A 16,061-nucleotide genomic window follows, 5' to 3' on the forward strand; every position below is an offset into this window, starting at 1 on the left:
GATTCTGTTGAAAAACAACGTGTTGCGGATGCAGAAAGTAGCGGCCGGAACGGGGCGCAAGCGCCTCTCTGATCAGGCTTTGGATGGTTTCTGCGGTGCAGGGAAGATCTTGGCCAGTTTGCGGAGGTTTTGAGCGGTGGCTGCGAGGAGGAATTCGTCGTTGGCGCCACATGGACCTCGTAATCGAAGCCGGCCCAGGCCGAGGATGCGTTTGAGATGGGCGAAGAGCATCTCGACCTTCTTTCGGAGCTTCATCGAGATGTCGTATTGGCGGGTCTTGGCAATGTCGCGCGCGACCTGACGGGCGTCTTCGTGTTCCTCGCGGGTGATCTTGCGCGCGTCGGTGTTGGGGCAGCACCTGGCTTTGGATGGGCAGGCCTGGCAGACCTCTTTCAGTGCCCGATAACGGGCGGTGCCCTTGCCTGTCGGTCCTCGGTTCGGGTCCGAGTAGTTGCGGCGGAACTGTTTGAGGGCGTGACCTTCGGGGCAGATGTACTGATCGTTCTCGGCATCCCATTCGAAGTCGGCACGGGACCATGTGCCATCGGATCGGCCAGCCTTGTCGAACACCGGAATATGTGGAGCGATCTTCTGCTCGACCAACCAGCCAAGCATAGGCCCAGTTCCGTAGGCGGTATCGGCGATCAGCCGTTCGGGATGCAGATCGAACCGATCCTTCACCCGTCTCAGCATGGTCTTGGTCGATCCGACCTCGGCCTGACGGATTGATCTGGTGGCTTCAACATCGACGATGACGCCGTGGTCCGTATCGATCAGGTAATTGTCGGAATAGGCAAAGAATGCTGGGCCTTTGCGCGCAGCCGTCCATTGGCTGGCCGGATCGGAATGGGACGTGAACTTGGGCTGAACCGGGGACGCTGCACCAAAGGCCGCCTCGTCCAGCGTATCGAGGTACTCGCGCACTGCGCGGGGCGCATCTGCCGGATCGATGGTCGACACATTCCATTCTTCCTTGGGCGTCGAGTTCTGCTTGTTGGCGTCCGCCTCGATCAGGCTGGCATCGATGGCCATGCGCTGTCCGCTGACCAGGCCTTCTTCGATGCATCGCGCCACCGTCGTCTCGAACAAGTGGCGCAACAGTTCGCTCTCGCGGAACCGCCCATGCCGGTTCTTTGAAAAGGTGGAATGATCGGGAACGCGGTCGCCGAGATCGAGACGGCAGAACCAGCGATATGCGAGGTTGAGATGTACCTCCTCACAGAGCCGCCGTTCCGACCGGATGCCAAAGCAATACCCGACCAGCAGCATCCGGATCAGCAGTTCAGGATCGACGGACGGGCGGCCGGTGTGGCTGTAGAAATCCGCCAGATGGGCCCGGATGCCGTTCAGATCGACGAACCGATCAATCGACCGCAGCAGGTGGTCTTGGGGAACATGATCCTCTAGCGAGAACTCGTAGAACAGAGCCGCCTGCGCTTCCTGCCTCGGTCCCATCATCGCCAATCCCTCCCTATAGGACGAATTGAATCAGCGACTTGCCACTCGATCAAGGAAGAGTTTTTCAACATAATAGGCTCGTTTCTGCCGTTCGCTGCGATCTGTGCGAATGTCCGGTTCGCCAATCTGCGTCGGTTTATGACCCGAAGGGTTCAAGTCACGTGAGGCCTTGCACCGTGCGCCCACTCAATGCGCCATCAACACCGGCACCTGCGCCTGTTCGAGCATGTTGCGTGTGGCGCCGCCAAGGATCGCCTCGCGAAAGCGGGAATGGCCGTAGGCGCCCATCACGATCATGCCCGCGCCGATATCCGTCGCGTGGCGGCAGAGGACATCCGACACCCGGTTGAGTGTCCGCGACAGCACCTCGATCTCGACCGTGCAGCCGTGCCGGGCCAGGTACTGCGCCAGCAGGCCGCCGGGGTCTGACCGGTCCGCGCCGTGGCGCGGCGGGTCGATCAGCACCACATGCACCTTGCCGGCCCGTCGCAGCACCGGCAGCGCGCTGCGGAACGCCCGCAACGCCTCGGGCGCGCCGTTCCAGGCCAAAAGCACGGTCTCGGGCGCCATGACGGGGGGCGTGTCGTCGGGCATCACCAGCACCGGCGCATCGCCGTCAAAAAGCGCGCCTTCGACCACCTGCTCAAGCTCCGCGCGCGCCTCTTCGCGGCCATAGGGCTTGGGCAGCACCACCAGATCGGCGAACCGCGCCCGCGCCGCAACCTGCTGGCCGGTCTGCACGAACTGCACCGCGCCCTCCTCGACCGACCAGCGCAGATCGCGCCCGCGCAACCAGGTGCGGGCCTGTTCGGCCAGCGCCGTGGCCTCTTCGGTGGCCTGGCCAAAGGCCATCTGCATCACCGGCAGATCGCCGCCGGTAAAGAAATACCCCTGCTGCGAATGATCGACGCCGAGGCACAGCACATCCAGATGCGCGCCCGCATCGCGCGCCAGCGCCGCCGCGGGGCCCAGCGTCAGATCGCCAAGCGCCCCGTCAGTCAGCACGGTCAGAACGGTTTTCCAGTCCATCGCACCCTCCATTGCCGGTTCCTGCCGCCACCCTGCGCCGGAACGCGCCCCCCGGCCTTGATCCCGATCAAGCGCAGCCGCCCGATTGCTTGACACAGATCAAGGAAGCCGCGGCGCAAAACCCGCAAGACGGCGGCAATAGCCACCCGTTCCGCGGGCTTGAAACGAATCGCGCGGAACAGACGAAGGGACGCAAAATGCTGAACTACATCAAGCTGGTCGCGCTGGGGCTGATAACGCTCTTTGCGATGATCGCCGCCAATTACGCCCGTGACCTGGCCTACATGGTCCATGCCATGCTGATCATGGTGATCGCGGGCGTCATGTTTCTTTATGTCCTGCGCAGGACCGACGAACCCGCCACGGCGGGGCCGGACCTGTCGGGGTCCTACATGGACGGGGTCGTGCGCTACGGCGTGATCGCCACCGCGTTCTGGGGCATCGCGGGGTTCCTGGTGGGCACCTTCATCGCCTTTCAGCTGGCCTTCCCCGAGCTCAACTTCGACTGGTCCGAAGGCTATGCCAACTTCGGCCGCCTGCGCCCGCTGCACACATCCGCGGTGATCTTCGCGTTCGGCGGCAACGCCCTGATCGCGACGTCCTTCTACGTGGTACAGCGCACCAGCGCGGCGCGGCTGTGGGGCGGCAACCTCGCGTGGTTCGTGTTCTGGGGCTACCAGCTTTTCATCGTGCTGGCCGCGACCGGATACCTGCTGGGCTCCACCCAGTCCAAGGAATACGCCGAACCGGAATGGTACATCGACCTGTGGCTGACGCTAGTCTGGGTCGCCTATCTTGCGGTGTTCCTGGGCACGATCATCAAGCGGAAAGAGCCGCACATCTACGTCGCCAACTGGTTCTACCTCGCGTTCATCGTGACCGTCGCGATGCTGCACATCGTCAACAACCTCAGCATCCCGGTCTCGATCTGGGGCAGCAAGTCGGTGCAGGTCTTCTCGGGCGTGCAGGACGCGATGGTGCAGTGGTGGTACGGCCACAACGCCGTGGGCTTTTTCCTCACCGCGGGCTTCCTGGGCATGATGTACTACTTCGTGCCGAAACAGGCCGAACGCCCGATCTTCTCCTACAAGCTCAGCATCATCCACTTCTGGGCGCTGATTTTCCTGTATATCTGGGCCGGTCCGCACCACCTGCACTACACCGCCCTGCCGGACTGGGCCTCGACCCTGGGCATGGTGTTCTCGATCGTGCTGTGGATGCCCAGCTGGGGCGGCATGATCAACGGCCTGATGACACTGCAGGGCGCCTGGGACAAGCTGCGCACCGACCCGGTGCTGCGGATGCTGGTGATCAGCCTTGGCTTCTACGGCATGTCCACCTTCGAAGGGCCGATGATGTCGATCCGCGCGGTGAACTCGCTGTCGCATTACACCGACTGGACCATCGGGCATGTGCATTCCGGCGCGCTCGGCTGGAACGGCATGATCACCTTCGGCGCGCTCTACTTCCTCGTGCCGCGCCTGTGGCATCGCGAACGGCTCTACAGCCTTGGCCTGGTCAGCTGGCACTTCTGGCTCGCCACCATCGGCATCGTGCTCTACGCCGCGTCGATGTGGGTCACCGGCATCATGGAAGGCCTGATGTGGCGCGAAGTCGACGCCAACGGGTTCCTCGTGAACAGCTTTGCCGACACCGTCAGCGCCAAGTTCCCGATGTATGTCGTGCGCGGTCTGGGCGGGGTCCTCTACCTCACCGGCGCGCTCATCATGTGCTACAACCTCTGGATGACTGCCACCCGGTCGCCTGCCAAGGCAGGTTCCGGCGCCGCAGCCATCCCGGCCGAATAAGGAGGGCCGGAGATGAACATTCTTGCCAAACACAAGATCATCGAAACCCATGCCACGCTGCTGCTGGTGCTGAGTTTCCTGGTCGTCACCATCGGCGGGCTGGTGCAGATCGTGCCGCTCTTCTACCTGGAAAACACCATCGAGGATGTCGAGGGCATGCGCCCCTACACCCCGCTGGAGCTGACGGGCCGCGACATCTACATCCGCGAAGGCTGCTATGTCTGCCATTCCCAGATGATCCGCCCGATGCGGGACGAGGTCGAACGCTACGGCCACTACAGCCTCGCAGCCGAGTCGAAATACGACCACCCCTTCCAGTGGGGATCGAAACGCACCGGGCCGGATCTGGCCCGGGTCGGCGGGCGGTATTCCGACGAATGGCATATCGACCACCTGCGCGATCCGCAGTCGGTGGTGCCGGAATCGGTCATGCCGAAATACGACTACCTCGAACGCACGCTGATCAATGGCGAACATGTCGCCGACCTCATGGCCACGCACCGCATGGTCGGCGTGCCCTACACCGACGAGATGATCGAGAATGCGCAGTCGGATTTCCGCGTGCAGGCCGACCCCGAGGAAGACTACGACGGACTGATCGAACGCTATGGCGAAAGCGCCGTGGTCGCCAATTTCGACGGCGCCCCCGGCGTGACGGAGGCCGACGCGCTCATCGCCTATCTGCAGATGCTGGGCACACTGGTCGATTTCTCGACCTTCACGCCCGACGCCAGCCGGTAAGGAGACCCGATCATGGAAACCTATTCCTTCCTGCGCGAACTGGCCGACAGCTGGATGCTTCTGCTGCTGTTCCTTTTCTTCGTCGGCGTCATCGCCTGGGTGTTCCGCCCCGGCAGCCGCAAGACCCACCAAGACACGGCAGACATCCCGTTCCGCCATGAAGATGCACCCGCCAAAGGGGACGACCCGAAATGAACCCGCAAAATGACGACGACCTTGATTATGAAACCACCGGCCACGAATGGGACGGCATCAAGGAATACAACAAACCCCTGCCGCGCTGGTGGCTCTGGACCTTCTACCTGACCATCGTCTGGGGCGTGCTCTATTCCATCGCCTACCCGGCCTGGCCCGGGATCCGTGATGCGACACCGGGCCTCCTGTGCTTTTCCACCCGCGCCAACGTGGCCGAGGCCATCGCCACGGCGGAAGAGGCCAACGCAGGCATCAACACGCAGCTGGTCGAGGCCGATCTGGCCGCGATCCCCGACGATCCGGAGCTGGTGCAATACGCCACCTCCTCGGGTGCGGCGGTGTTCCGGACATGGTGCGCACAGTGCCACGGATCGGGCGCGGCGGGCGTGCAGGCGGCGGGCTATCCCAACCTGCTGGACGATGACTGGCTCTGGGGCGGCGACATGGAGGCGATCCACACCACGATCAGCCACGGTATCCGCAACGAAACCGACCCCGACGCGCGCTGGTCGCAGATGCCCGCCTTTGGCGACATGCTCAGCGACGAGGAAATCGCCGCCACCGCCAACTACGTGATGTCGCTGTCGGGCGAACCACAGGACGCATCGCTGGTGGCCGCCGGAGAGGAGCATTTCCTCAACAACTGCGCCGCCTGCCATGGCGAGAACGGCGGCGGCGACCGCACCCAGGGGGCGCCGAACCTGTCGGATGCGATCTGGCTTTACGGCAGCAGCTACGACCGCATTGTCGAAACGATCACCTATTCCCGCTTCGGCGTGATGCCCGCATGGACCGAACGCCTGTCAGAGGCCGAAATTCGCGCGGTGACAACCTATGTCCACGGCCTCGGCGGGGGGGAGGCATCGGCCGAGGACTAAGCCAAACCCTTGCTGCATCCCTGCGGCAAGGGCTGTTGCCGGTGCCTCACCCTGTTCGCGACACGGGGGCACCGGCATCTTTGTCTCAGGCGTCTGCGCCAAACCGCGCCGTCCAGCTGGCCACCCTGGCGGCATCGCGTGCCGTATAGGCCGCCAGCGCCTCCGGCAGCGTCCGGTCTGACACGTCGCCGTTGGCCAAATCATTCAGCCGCATGGTGTACCACGCCGTCACGCCCCCCTCTGGCGGGTCGGTGAACCGGGGAAACCCCGGATCCGCCCCACCCGCACGCCAGCGGTTCGGCAGATCGGGGTCAAGCACCAGCGCGCGGGCCAATCCCACAGCGGCGGCGGGGCCCGCCACAAGCGCCTGCGCCTGCGCGTGGGTCTTGATCCCGCCTGTCACCATCAACGGCACATCGGTCCGCCGGATGGCCGCATTGGCAAAATCGGCAAAGTACGGACCATCCGCCGCGCGGTCCGAACCGGACACCGCGCCGGGAAAATAGGTGCCGCCGCTGATGTCGATCAGATCAAGCCCGGCCCCGGTCAGGTCGGCAATCGCCTCCAGCGCCTCGGGCGCGTCCAGCCCGCCCTGCAACTGGTCTGTCGCGTTGATCTTGAGCCCGACGGCAAAGCCCGGACCGACGGCGCCGCGCACCGCCGCGACCACCTCGATCAGCAGCCGCCTGCGGTTCTGCGCCGTACCGCCGTAGTCATCGCCGCGCCGGTTGAACAGCGGCGACAGGAACTGGCTCAGCAGAAAGCCGTGCGCCGCATGGATCTGCACACCGCCGAACCCCAGCCGTTCGGCCCGCCGCGCCGTGGCGGCAAAGGCATCGGGCAGCGCGGCGATCTCAGCCAGCGTCAGTGCATCTGCCCGCAGCCCCGGCAGGTCAAGCGCGCTTGGGCCTTTGGGTCGGCTGATACGCGGATCGGCCATCGCACCGGCCTGGCCCAGTTGCAGCCAAAGCTGTGCGCCGTCACAACTGCCGGCATTTGCCAGCGCCCGAAACCCGGCGCTATCGGCCTGTTCATCCAGCACCAGGTTGCCGGGCTTTTCGGCAAACTGCCTGCTGCCCTGCACCTCGCCCACAATGCTCAGCGCCACGCCGCCCCTGGCCCAGCGGCGGTAGAGCGTCATCTGGGCCTTGGTCGGATTGCCGCGCCCGTCACCCAGCGAATCCGACATCGCGGATTTTACGATCCGGTTCTTCAGGACCGTGCCAGACGGCAGGTGCAACGGTGCGAAAAGGGCCTGATCGGCCTGCGGCGTGGCTGTCATGGGTCTGCCTCCTAGGCCTGGCGGATCGGCTTACCGCGCCGCGCGAAAGCGCGGACGCGGCGGTTGCGGGCGCGTGGACCGCCAGCGCCCGAACCCCCAGGGCCATGGCGGCGTTTCAACAAGATCACGGCGCATCGTCGCCTCGGCCTGATAGATAATCGGATCAATCATGACGGCCCCCTTTCGCACGGGCGGCGCGCGAGTCGCGCAGCCAGCGGCGCTCTTCCTCGTAATGGGTGCGGCCTTCGGACTTCGGTGTCTGCCGGGCCGCAGTCATCCAGCTATGTGCAAGTATTCCCAACATGGCGCATCTCCTGTCTGGCGCGTCGATACATGGAGTATTGCTATATCCGCATCAAAATGCGACTCAGGAAAAATGACCTCATGTAAGCTGAAATGACATGATTGACTGGCACACCCTACCGCCTCTGTCCGCCCTGCGGGCGTTTTCGGCCTATGCGGAAACCGGCTCTGTCACGCGGGCGGGGGCGCGGCTCAACGTCAGCCACGCTGCTATTTCGCAGCAGATGCGCAGCCTCGAGACGCATCTGGGTCTGTCGCTGCTGGACCGCTCCTCGCGGTCGCTGTCGCTGACCGGCGAAGGCCGCCAGCTGGCCGATGCGCTGACCGAAGGCTTCGGCCGCATCGCCCAGGTGATCGAGGCGCTGACCGGCGCCGATGCGCATCGCCCGCTGTATGTCACCACCACGCCGTCCTTCGCCGCCAACTGGCTGATGCCGCGGCTCGCGGGGTTCCAGCAACTGCACCCCGAGATCGACATCATGATCAGCCCCAGCCCGCAGATGAGCGATCCGGCCCCCGGCGGCATCGACGTGGCGCTGCGCTATGGCGCCGGCGACTGGCCGGGGCTTGCATCCGAACTGCTGGTGCACTCCCCCATCGCCGTGGTGGCCGCGCCGTCGCTGATCGGGGATCTGGCGCCCGGATCGCCCGAAGAGCTGGCCAGGTTCCCCTGGGTTCAGGAGCTTGGCACCTCGGAAAGCTCGCTCTGGCTGGCCGGCAAGGGCGTGCGGAACGTCGGGCGGCTGGGGGTGATCCACGTGCCCGGCAACCTGATGCTGGACGGGGCGCGCTCGGGCCAGGGCATCGCCATCTCGACCCGCGTGTCCGTAGAGGAGGACCTGCGCGCCGGCCGCCTGCGCCTGCTGTTCGAGGATCGCCCGGACGATGGCTATCACATCGTCACCGCCCCCGGCGTCGCCCGCCCGCCGCTGCGCGATTTCGTGGCCTGGCTGCGGCGCGAGGCCAAGACGGCAAGAGGTCCGGAGGAAGACGACGCGGGCGGCTGACCGGGAAGGAGCCAGCCTCCCGCGGCGGCTGTTGGTGCCCAAGTGCCGAAGCGTCGACAGAGCGGTTATCGCCCCGCCGTGCCAGCGCCGTACCGGGGGACGTCGCATCGGGCCTATGAGCTACAATGCTTTATGCCAGCCAAGTACATCTTCGCTCCGCGCTACGCACTCAGCCCAGCCAAAGCGCCGGCCCACGGGGCCGGTCCGGCGCAGGCACGGCGGCCGCAAGCGGCCTTGATTCCGTGCCGGGGACAAACATCACCATTCGCCAAGGCTCGCACGCTCCGTTCGCCGCGCGTCGGTGCCCCTCAAGATAAATCATGGATCAAAGACTCGGCTTTTTGACACAGGTCAAAGTCGGGCACCGCCCGTCCTGACAGAAGAGCCTCAACAAACCCGTCTCAACGGAGCGATTCTGTCGTGTCACACGATCCTGCCCCCAGCCTTTACGCCGCGCGCGAGCCGATCTTTCCGCGCCGCGTCAGCGGTACATTCCGCAATCTCAAATGGGTCCTGCTCATCCTCACGCTTGGCATCTACTACATCACGCCGTGGATCCGCTGGGACCGTGGCCCGCAACTGCCCGATCAGGCGGTGCTGGTGGACCTCGCCGGACGGCGGTTCTTTTTCTTCTGGATCGAGATCTGGCCGCATGAATTCTATTTCGTCGCGGGCCTGCTGATCATGGCGGGGCTTGGGCTTTTCCTGTTCACCTCCGCCCTGGGGCGGGTCTGGTGCGGCTATGCCTGCCCCCAGACCGTCTGGACCGACCTTTTCATCCTGGTCGAACGCTGGATCGAAGGCGACCGCAACGCCCGCCTGCGCCTGCACCGGCAAAAGGGATGGGACCTGCGCAAGGCCCGGCTGCGGCTGACGAAATGGACGGTCTGGCTGCTCATCGGGCTCGCCACCGGCGGGGCCTGGGTGTTCTATTTCACCGACGCGCCGACGCTTGCGCGCGATCTGGTCACCGGCGACGCGCATCCCGTGGCCTACACGACCATGGCGATCCTGACCGCCACGACATTTCTCTTCGGCGGGTTCTTCCGCGAACAGATCTGCATTTACGCCTGCCCCTGGCCGCGCATCCAGGCCGCGATGATGGACGAGGATACGCTGACCGTCGGCTACCGGGTCTGGCGCGGAGAGCCGCGCGGCAAGGGCAACGTGCGCCGCAAGCAGAAGGCCGAAGCCGTCGCCGCCGAAACCGCAACCCGTGCAGCGGGGATCGAGAACGGCCCCGGCGGCGCCACCTACAGCGCCACGCCCTATCCCGGCCTCGCCGATGCTGCGGCAGCAGCCCCGGTCAACCCCGCCACCTTTGCCGACGGGCCGGGCGATTGCATCGACTGCATGGCCTGCGTCAACGTCTGCCCGATGGGCATCGACATCCGCGACGGTCAGCAGATGGAATGCATCACCTGCGCGCTTTGCATCGACGCCTGTGACGAGGTGATGGACAAGATCGGCAAACCGCGCGGGCTGATCGACTACCTCGCGCTCAGCGACGAGGCGGCAGAGCGCGCCGGAAAGCCGCCGCGCCCCATCTGGCAGCATGTGTTTCGCCCCCGCACGATGATGTACACCGTGCTTTGGGCGCTGGTCGGGCTGGGGCTGGTCTTTGCCCTGTTCATCCGGCCCGAGATCGAGATGACCGTCGCACCGGTGCGCAACCCCACCTTCGTGACCCTTTCGGACGGATCGGTGCGCAACACCTATGACGTGCGGCTCTTGAACAAGCATGGTGAGGATCGCCCCTTCCGCATCACCGTGGCCGGGCACCCCGCACTTCAGATCACGCTCGAAGGCACGGTCTACGAAACCGTGGACGTGCCCGCCAACGCCACCCGGCTGCAGCGGGTCTATGTCACCGCCCCCGGCGGTTCGGACCCGGCGCAGGATCACCGGACCGAATTCCGGCTCTGGGTCGAGGATATCTCGAACGGCGACCGCGCCTATAACGACACCATCTTCAACGGACGGGGGACCCCATGACCGCCCAACGCACACTGACCGGCAAACATGCCCTGATGATCTTTGGCAGCTTTTTCGGCGTCATCATCACCGTCAACCTCGCACTCGCCGTCAGCGCGGTGCGCACCTTCCCGGGGCTCGAGGTCAAGAATTCCTACGTGGCGAGCCAGAATTTCGACGCCCGCCGGACGGCGCAGGAATCGCTGGGCTGGACGGTGCGCGCCGATGCGACCGGCGGGCTGGTGATGCTGCAAATCACCGACGCGGCGGGCGCGCCGGTGCAGGTCGGATCGCTCAGCGCCACGCTGGGCCGCGCGACCAGCACCCGCGACGACCGCGAACCGCAGTTCGCCTTTGACGGCCACGCCTATGTGGCGCGCGAAACTCTGGGGCCCGGCAACTGGAACATTCGCATGAAGGCCACGGCGCTTGACGGCACGTTGTTCGAACAGCGCGTGATCCTGCACGTGAAACGGTGATGCCATGACCGCGACGCTGCACCCCCCGATGTCGGCCTGCCCGGCCTGCGTGGCCGCCCCGGCGGCGCAGGCCGTCGCCGCCGCTGATGGCACACCGACCGGGGCGGCCGAGCTCATGCTGTCCCTGCCGGGCATCCACTGCGCCGCCTGCATCGCAACGGTCGAACGGGCGCTTGCCGCCGATCCGCGCGTGATCTCTGCGCGGGTGAACCTGACGCTGAAACGCGCCGCGATCAACGCCGCGCCGGGCGTCACCGCCGCCGACCTCATCCCCACGCTAGAGGCGGTGGGGTTCGAGGCGCACGAGCTTGACGCCACCGCGCTCGCCGCCACGCAGACCGACCGCACCGGGCGCGACCTGCTGATGAGACTGGCGGTTGCGGGCTTTGCCGCAATGAACGTCATGCTGCTGTCGGTGGCGGTCTGGTCGGGGGCCGAAGGGCCGACCCGCGACATGTTCCACTGGATCTCGGCCGCCATCGCCTTTCCCGCCGTGGCCTTTGCCGCACAGCCGTTCTTTGCGAATGCACTCAAGGCGTTGCGGGTGCGGCGGCTGAACATGGACGTCCCGATATCGCTGGCGATCCTGCTGGCGCTCGGCACCTCGCTGTGGGAAACCGCGCTGTCGGGCGAACATGCCTATTTCGACGCAGCACTGACCCTGTGCTTCTTCCTGCTGGCGGGCCGCTACCTCGATTTCCGCACCCGCGCCATCGCCCGGTCGGCGGCAGAGGAACTGACCGCTCTCGAAGTGCCGCGCGCCCTGCGCCTGAACGCCACGGGCGAGGCGGAAGAGGTCGCCGTCGCGGCCCTGCGGATCGGCGATCTGATCCGCGTGCGCCCCGGCGGGCGGATGCCGGTGGATGGCGAGATCACCGAAGGCCGCTCCGAACTCGACCGGTCGCTGCTGACCGGTGAAACCCTGCCCGTGCCCGCCGCCCCCGGACAGGCGGTGAGCGCGGGCGAGGTCAACCTGACCGGCCCGCTGACCCTGCGCGCCACCGCCGTGGGGCGCGACACCTCTCTGCACCGCATGGCCGATCTGGTCGCCGTCGCGGAATCAGGGCGGTCCAACTACACCTCGCTCGCCGACCGCGCCGCGCAGCTTTATGCGCCGGGGGTCCATATCCTGTCGGCGCTGGCCTTTCTGGGCTGGTACCTGGGCACCGGCGATCTGCGCACCGCCACCGGCATCGCCGCCGCGGTGCTGATCATCACCTGCCCCTGCGCGCTGGGTCTGGCCGTGCCCGCGGTGACAACCGCCGCGTCGGGCCGGCTTTTCCGGCGCGGCATGCTGATCAAGGACGCGACCGCGCTGGAACGGCTGGCGGATGTCGACACGGTGATCTTCGACAAGACCGGCACACTGACCACCGGCACGCCGCAGGTCACCAATCTGGACGGTTTCAGCGACGACGACCTGAGCATCGTGCTGGGTCTGGCGCAGGGATCGGCCCACCCGCTGGCGCAGGCGCTGACGGCGGCGATCCGGGCGCGCGGCATCCTTCCGGCCGATGTGTCAGACCTGAGCGAGGTGCCCGGTTCGGGCACCCAGGGTCGCGCGCATGGTCAGGTGGTCAGGCTGGGCCGCGCCGACTGGACCGGCGGCACAGCACAGGACATGACCGCGACTTGGCTGCAACGGGGCGACGCCCCGGCGCGCGCCTTCACCTTCACCGACAGTCTGCGCCCCGGCGCGGCAGAGGCGGTGGCGGCCCTGCAGGCCCGTGGTCTGACCGTCATCCTGCTTTCGGGCGACGCGACCGCGCCGGTCGCGGCGCTGGCCTGTCGGCTGGGCATCACCGACTGGCAGGCAGGCGCGCTGCCGCAGGACAAGGCGGCACGCATCGCCGATCTGAACAGTCAGGGTCACAAGGTGCTGATGGTGGGCGACGGGCTCAACGACACGGCGGCGCTGCGCACGGCGCATGTCTCGATCTCTCCGGCTTCGGCGCTCGATGCCGCGCGGGTGGCGTCGGACATCGTGCTTCTGGGCAGTTCGCTGGCGCCGATCCCCGATGCGATCGGACTTGCCCAAAAGGCCCGCCGCCGCATCCGCGAGAACTTCCGCATCGCCACCGGCTACAACGTGATCGCCGTGCCGCTGGCGATGGCGGGGCTCTGTTCGCCGCTGATCGCGGCGCTGGCGATGTCCACCTCGTCGATCACCGTATCGCTCAACGCGCTCAGGCTGGGGGCAAAATGAACGTCCTGACCTACCTCATCCCGATTTCGCTGATCCTGGGCGGCATCGGCCTTGCGGCCTTTGTCTACACTCTGCGGTCGCGTCAGTACGACGACCCCGAGGGCGATGCGCAGCGCATTCTGTCGGACGCCTACGACGACGCGCCCAAGGACTGACCGGCGCCCGTCTGGGGGCTGGGGCATCACAAGGTCGGCAGCGGCAACAGGTGCGGCGCCCTCTGCCGCAGGTGACGCTCCCCCGCCGCGCGCAGACGCGCCACGCCGTCGATCCGCGCGAATTCGTCGTGCAGTTCCATCGCCCGTCGCGACAGCCGGTCGCCAATCGTCTCGCCCCCGGCCGTCACGACCTCAGGATCGTGGTCCGGATGGTAGATCACGCGCCGCATGTGAACGAGCTCTTCCAAGATCCTCGACACGTCGGGCAGCTTGAGCACGCGTGCCACCTCGACCCAGGCGGCAACCTCCTTTTCGCTGCGATAGTCCATCTCGAACTGGTAGACGATGTCATGGTCCTTGCAGCTGAACAGAATCTCGATCGGCACCACGCTGTCGGCGACCTTTTCCTCCAGCGTCTTGGCGCGGATGGTCCCGGTCTGGGCCAGCTCGGCCGCGTCGGCAAAGGTGAATTCGCCGACCAGTTGCCCCTGCGCGCGCAGGGTCCTGACCTTCCTGCGGGTGCGAACGCCCCTGAGCCCGCCCGCCTGCCGGAATCGCTGATACCTTGCGTAAAGCCATACGCCAAGCAGCAGCACCGCGCCCGACAGCAGCATCGCCAGCAGCGCCTTCCCCGCGGGGCCAAGCACCCCGATCTGCTCAAGAAATTCCCAGACCGTCCCTAACGCGCTATACCCGCCTTTCATTCATCCTCTCCGTCACCGAACGACCTGGCAGCGGGCATCCCCGCTTGCGCCAGATTGTCCCGTCATTGCAAAGGATTGCGGCGAATTTAGGTCGCCTTTTGGTACGGGAACTGTTTCGCCGACCGGGGATTGTCACAAAAAAGGGGCGCCCCGAAGGACGCCCGCAATTCTTGACCCAAGGACGGAAGACTCAGCTTGGCCCGATCATGAAACAGGTGACTTGCCGCGCCTGCAGACGGCGGCAGGCCAGATCGGCGGTTTCGCGGGTCAGCCCCATGAAATTCGCATCAAAGCCGGACTTGCGGTTGACCACCTTGCGCAGCGACCCGTCCAGCGTCGACATCTCGGCCAGGGCGGTTTTCAGAAGCACCTTTTCGGCAGCGTATTTGCTGGGATAGCGGCCGATGTTGATGCCCCAGTGACGCCCACCCGAGGTCGAGATGCGGCTGACCACCTCGGCCTCTTCCACGGGTTCCTGGGCCCGCACGCTGGCCAGCACCAGTTCCGCCGGGCGGCGCACCGGTTTGACGCTGCGCGACGGGGCGACGGCGGTCACCGCCTGTGCCACGGCCACCGCAGGTTGCGCCGCGTCGACGGGCGGCTTGGCGAGGGCCGACACCTCCTGCACCGATTCGAGCACGGCGGTGATATCCTGGCCCACCTCGGCCACCAGCAGTTCGGGCAGCGGCTCTGCCCCACGGCGCGCCTGCGGCCGCAGGCTTTTCGTCACGGCGGCAGAGGCGACGCGCACCGATTTCGCCCGCGTGCCCGGCATCGGATCCGAGGTTTTCGCGATCACGACGTCGCCCTTGCCCTGATAGGGCGGACGGCCCGGCGCGCGAAACGCGACGCGGCTGGGCGCCTTGCTGAACCCCAGATCCAGCAGCTTGGCCACCTGCGCGTTGCGCGACGCGGTCGACTTGCCGCCGAACACGGTGGCGATTACGCGCTCCTGCCCGCGCTCGGCGGACGCGACAAGGTTGAACCCCGCGGCCCGGGTATAGCCGGTCTTGATCCCGTCGGCGCCCTTGTAGGCGGCCAGCAGGCGACGGTTGGTGTTGTTCACCGCCTTGATGCCCGCATCGGTGCTGCGGCGGGAAAAGAGGTTGTAGTACTGCGGATAGTCATAAAGCACGTGCCGCCCCAGGATGGTCATGTCGCGGGCGGTGGACATGTGCCCGTTCTCGGTCAGGCCGTGGGCGTTCTTGAACGTGGTGCGCGACATGCCCAGCGCCTTGGCCGTGCGGGTCATCCTCCGGGCAAAAGCCGCCTCGGACCCCGCGATCGCCTCGCCGATGGCGGTGGCGGCGTCGTTGGCCGATTTCACCGCCGCGGCACGCACCAGATAGCGCAGCTTGATCTTCGACCCGGCGCGCAGCCCCAGTTTCGACGGCGGTTCGGCCGCCGCGTTTCTTGAGATCGTGACCAGCGTGTCCATGCTGATCTCGCCGTTCTGCACCGCCTCGAACGCAATATACAGCGTCATCATCTTGGTCAGCGATGCGGGGTGCAACCGGGTGTCGGCGTTTTCGGAATGCAGCACCTCGCCGGTGCGCGCATCGACCACCATCGCCGCGTAGGGGGCCGCCAGCACTCCAAGCGGCACAAGCCAAATCAGTCCGGTTAGAAGAATCATATACAGGCCCAGTAGGCCCGGCTTTTTATGCCGTCCCGTCACGATGTTCTGCCTTCTCTGCCTCAGAGCCCCCGATATTTCGGTGGGCGGTCTTTTTTTGGGTTTATGAAATTAGTCTAGCACATGAATGGCGCGCAATAAACCCTTATAAACAAGCCGTTTTCGGGTTTTTTCTTGCCCTGTCAGAGCATATGTTGGGTGTATGG

At 65.8% G+C, this 16,061-nt stretch carries 16 protein-coding genes; 9 read left to right on the forward strand and 7 right to left on the reverse strand.

Annotation, left to right across the window (positions count from 1 at the left end; all coding sequences use genetic code 11):
- Positions 1-72: 72 nt before the first annotated feature.
- A complete protein-coding gene (locus tag ACOXXX_RS04805) occupies positions 73-1,458 on the reverse strand; it encodes an IS1182 family transposase (RefSeq protein ID WP_422825414.1) in 1,386 nt (461 codons plus the stop codon).
- Between the two features lie 186 nt (positions 1,459-1,644).
- On the reverse strand, positions 1,645-2,487 hold the full coding sequence (locus ACOXXX_RS04810; protein WP_422825421.1) for a universal stress protein: 843 nt from the start codon (positions 2,485-2,487) through the stop codon (positions 1,645-1,647).
- Between the two features lie 197 nt (positions 2,488-2,684).
- Between ACOXXX_RS04810 and ccoN the strand changes: the two genes are divergently transcribed.
- From ccoN to ccoP, 4 genes are read left to right on the forward strand one after another with little or no spacing between them, the layout of a single operon-like run.
- Positions 2,685-4,295 carry a cytochrome-c oxidase, cbb3-type subunit I gene (gene ccoN / locus ACOXXX_RS04815; protein ID WP_422825422.1) on the forward strand — a complete coding sequence of 537 codons (1,611 nt, stop codon included), beginning with the start codon at positions 2,685-2,687 and terminating at the stop codon, positions 4,293-4,295.
- A 12-nt stretch (positions 4,296-4,307) separates the two neighbouring features.
- A complete protein-coding gene (ccoO, locus tag ACOXXX_RS04820; protein ID WP_422825423.1) occupies positions 4,308-5,036 on the forward strand; it encodes a cytochrome-c oxidase, cbb3-type subunit II in 729 nt (242 codons plus the stop codon).
- A 12-nt stretch (positions 5,037-5,048) separates the two neighbouring features.
- On the forward strand, positions 5,049-5,231 hold the full coding sequence (locus ACOXXX_RS04825) for a cbb3-type cytochrome c oxidase subunit 3 (RefSeq protein ID WP_422825424.1): 183 nt from the start codon (positions 5,049-5,051) through the stop codon (positions 5,229-5,231).
- A complete protein-coding gene (gene ccoP, locus ACOXXX_RS04830; RefSeq protein ID WP_422825425.1) occupies positions 5,228-6,109 on the forward strand; it encodes a cytochrome-c oxidase, cbb3-type subunit III in 882 nt (293 codons plus the stop codon). Before ACOXXX_RS04825 ends, ccoP begins: the two co-directional genes overlap by 4 nt.
- A gap of 85 nt (positions 6,110-6,194) precedes the next feature.
- Here the strand turns inward: ccoP and ACOXXX_RS04835 are convergent, their stop codons facing one another.
- Genes ACOXXX_RS04835 through ACOXXX_RS04845 form a run of 3 tightly spaced genes read right to left on the reverse strand, consistent with a single transcriptional unit; the run spans position 6,195 to position 7,695 of the window.
- On the reverse strand, positions 6,195-7,391 hold the full coding sequence (locus ACOXXX_RS04835) for an oxidoreductase (RefSeq protein WP_422825426.1): 1,197 nt from the start codon (positions 7,389-7,391) through the stop codon (positions 6,195-6,197).
- Between the two features lie 30 nt (positions 7,392-7,421).
- A complete protein-coding gene (locus ACOXXX_RS04840; protein WP_422825427.1) occupies positions 7,422-7,562 on the reverse strand; it encodes a hypothetical protein in 141 nt (46 codons plus the stop codon).
- The gene (locus ACOXXX_RS04845; protein ID WP_422825428.1) at positions 7,555-7,695 is read right to left on the reverse strand and encodes a hypothetical protein; all 141 of its coding nucleotides are present in this window, start codon (positions 7,693-7,695) and stop codon (positions 7,555-7,557) included. Before ACOXXX_RS04845 ends, ACOXXX_RS04840 begins: the two co-directional genes overlap by 8 nt.
- Positions 7,696-7,792: 97 nt before the next feature.
- Between ACOXXX_RS04845 and ACOXXX_RS04850 the strand changes: the two genes are divergently transcribed.
- From ACOXXX_RS04850 to ccoS, 5 genes are all read left to right on the forward strand, one after another.
- Complete coding sequence (locus ACOXXX_RS04850) at positions 7,793-8,701, forward strand: LysR family transcriptional regulator (RefSeq protein WP_422825429.1); 909 nt, start codon at positions 7,793-7,795, stop codon at positions 8,699-8,701.
- Positions 8,702-9,121: 420 nt separating this feature from the next.
- A complete protein-coding gene (locus ACOXXX_RS04855; protein ID WP_422825430.1) occupies positions 9,122-10,696 on the forward strand; it encodes a cytochrome c oxidase accessory protein CcoG in 1,575 nt (524 codons plus the stop codon).
- Positions 10,693-11,154 (forward strand): FixH family protein, encoded by a 462-nt coding sequence (locus ACOXXX_RS04860; protein ID WP_422825431.1) that lies wholly within the window; start codon positions 10,693-10,695, stop codon positions 11,152-11,154. The genes ACOXXX_RS04855 and ACOXXX_RS04860 overlap by 4 nt, the downstream gene beginning before the upstream one ends.
- Before the next feature lie 4 nt (positions 11,155-11,158).
- The gene (locus ACOXXX_RS04865; protein WP_422825432.1) at positions 11,159-13,360 is read left to right on the forward strand and encodes a heavy metal translocating P-type ATPase; all 2,202 of its coding nucleotides are present in this window, start codon (positions 11,159-11,161) and stop codon (positions 13,358-13,360) included.
- Complete coding sequence (gene ccoS / locus ACOXXX_RS04870) at positions 13,357-13,515, forward strand: cbb3-type cytochrome oxidase assembly protein CcoS (protein WP_422825433.1); 159 nt, start codon at positions 13,357-13,359, stop codon at positions 13,513-13,515. Before ACOXXX_RS04865 ends, ccoS begins: the two co-directional genes overlap by 4 nt.
- Before the next feature lie 26 nt (positions 13,516-13,541).
- Here ccoS and ACOXXX_RS04875 read toward each other — a convergent pair whose 3' ends face one another.
- Both ACOXXX_RS04875 and ACOXXX_RS04880 read right to left on the reverse strand, forming a co-directional pair.
- Positions 13,542-14,219 (reverse strand): hypothetical protein, encoded by a 678-nt coding sequence (locus ACOXXX_RS04875; RefSeq protein ID WP_422825434.1) that lies wholly within the window; start codon positions 14,217-14,219, stop codon positions 13,542-13,544.
- Positions 14,220-14,409: 190 nt separating this feature from the next.
- Positions 14,410-15,855, reverse strand: coding sequence for a D-alanyl-D-alanine carboxypeptidase family protein (locus tag ACOXXX_RS04880; protein ID WP_422825435.1), 1,446 nt, complete (start codon positions 15,853-15,855; stop codon positions 14,410-14,412).
- Positions 15,856-16,061 lie beyond the last annotated feature (206 nt).

This window comes from Thalassococcus sp. BH17M4-6 (assembly GCF_049323015.1).
Lineage (GTDB): Bacteria > Pseudomonadota > Alphaproteobacteria > Rhodobacterales > Rhodobacteraceae > Puniceibacterium.

Bases quoted from the DNA above. Each gene is read 5' to 3' on its own strand.
- ACOXXX_RS04805 (WP_422825414.1), bottom strand. From the start codon at position 1,458: ATGATGGGACCGAGGCAGGAAGCGCAGGCGGCTCTGTTCTACGAGTTC.
- ACOXXX_RS04810 (WP_422825421.1), bottom strand. From the start codon at position 2,487: ATGGACTGGAAAACCGTTCTGACCGTGCTGACTGACGGGGCGCTTGGC.
- ccoN (WP_422825422.1), top strand. From the start codon at position 2,685: ATGCTGAACTACATCAAGCTGGTCGCGCTGGGGCTGATAACGCTCTTT.
- ccoO (WP_422825423.1), top strand. From the start codon at position 4,308: ATGAACATTCTTGCCAAACACAAGATCATCGAAACCCATGCCACGCTG.
- ACOXXX_RS04825 (WP_422825424.1), top strand. From the start codon at position 5,049: ATGGAAACCTATTCCTTCCTGCGCGAACTGGCCGACAGCTGGATGCTT.
- ccoP (WP_422825425.1), top strand. From the start codon at position 5,228: ATGAACCCGCAAAATGACGACGACCTTGATTATGAAACCACCGGCCAC.
- ACOXXX_RS04835 (WP_422825426.1), bottom strand. From the start codon at position 7,391: ATGACAGCCACGCCGCAGGCCGATCAGGCCCTTTTCGCACCGTTGCAC.
- ACOXXX_RS04840 (WP_422825427.1), bottom strand. From the start codon at position 7,562: ATGATTGATCCGATTATCTATCAGGCCGAGGCGACGATGCGCCGTGAT.
- ACOXXX_RS04845 (WP_422825428.1), bottom strand. From the start codon at position 7,695: ATGTTGGGAATACTTGCACATAGCTGGATGACTGCGGCCCGGCAGACA.
- ACOXXX_RS04850 (WP_422825429.1), top strand. From the start codon at position 7,793: ATGATTGACTGGCACACCCTACCGCCTCTGTCCGCCCTGCGGGCGTTT.
- ACOXXX_RS04860 (WP_422825431.1), top strand. From the start codon at position 10,693: ATGACCGCCCAACGCACACTGACCGGCAAACATGCCCTGATGATCTTT.
- ACOXXX_RS04865 (WP_422825432.1), top strand. From the start codon at position 11,159: ATGACCGCGACGCTGCACCCCCCGATGTCGGCCTGCCCGGCCTGCGTG.
- ccoS (WP_422825433.1), top strand. From the start codon at position 13,357: ATGAACGTCCTGACCTACCTCATCCCGATTTCGCTGATCCTGGGCGGC.
- ACOXXX_RS04875 (WP_422825434.1), bottom strand. From the start codon at position 14,219: ATGAAAGGCGGGTATAGCGCGTTAGGGACGGTCTGGGAATTTCTTGAG.
- ACOXXX_RS04880 (WP_422825435.1), bottom strand. From the start codon at position 15,855: ATGATTCTTCTAACCGGACTGATTTGGCTTGTGCCGCTTGGAGTGCTG.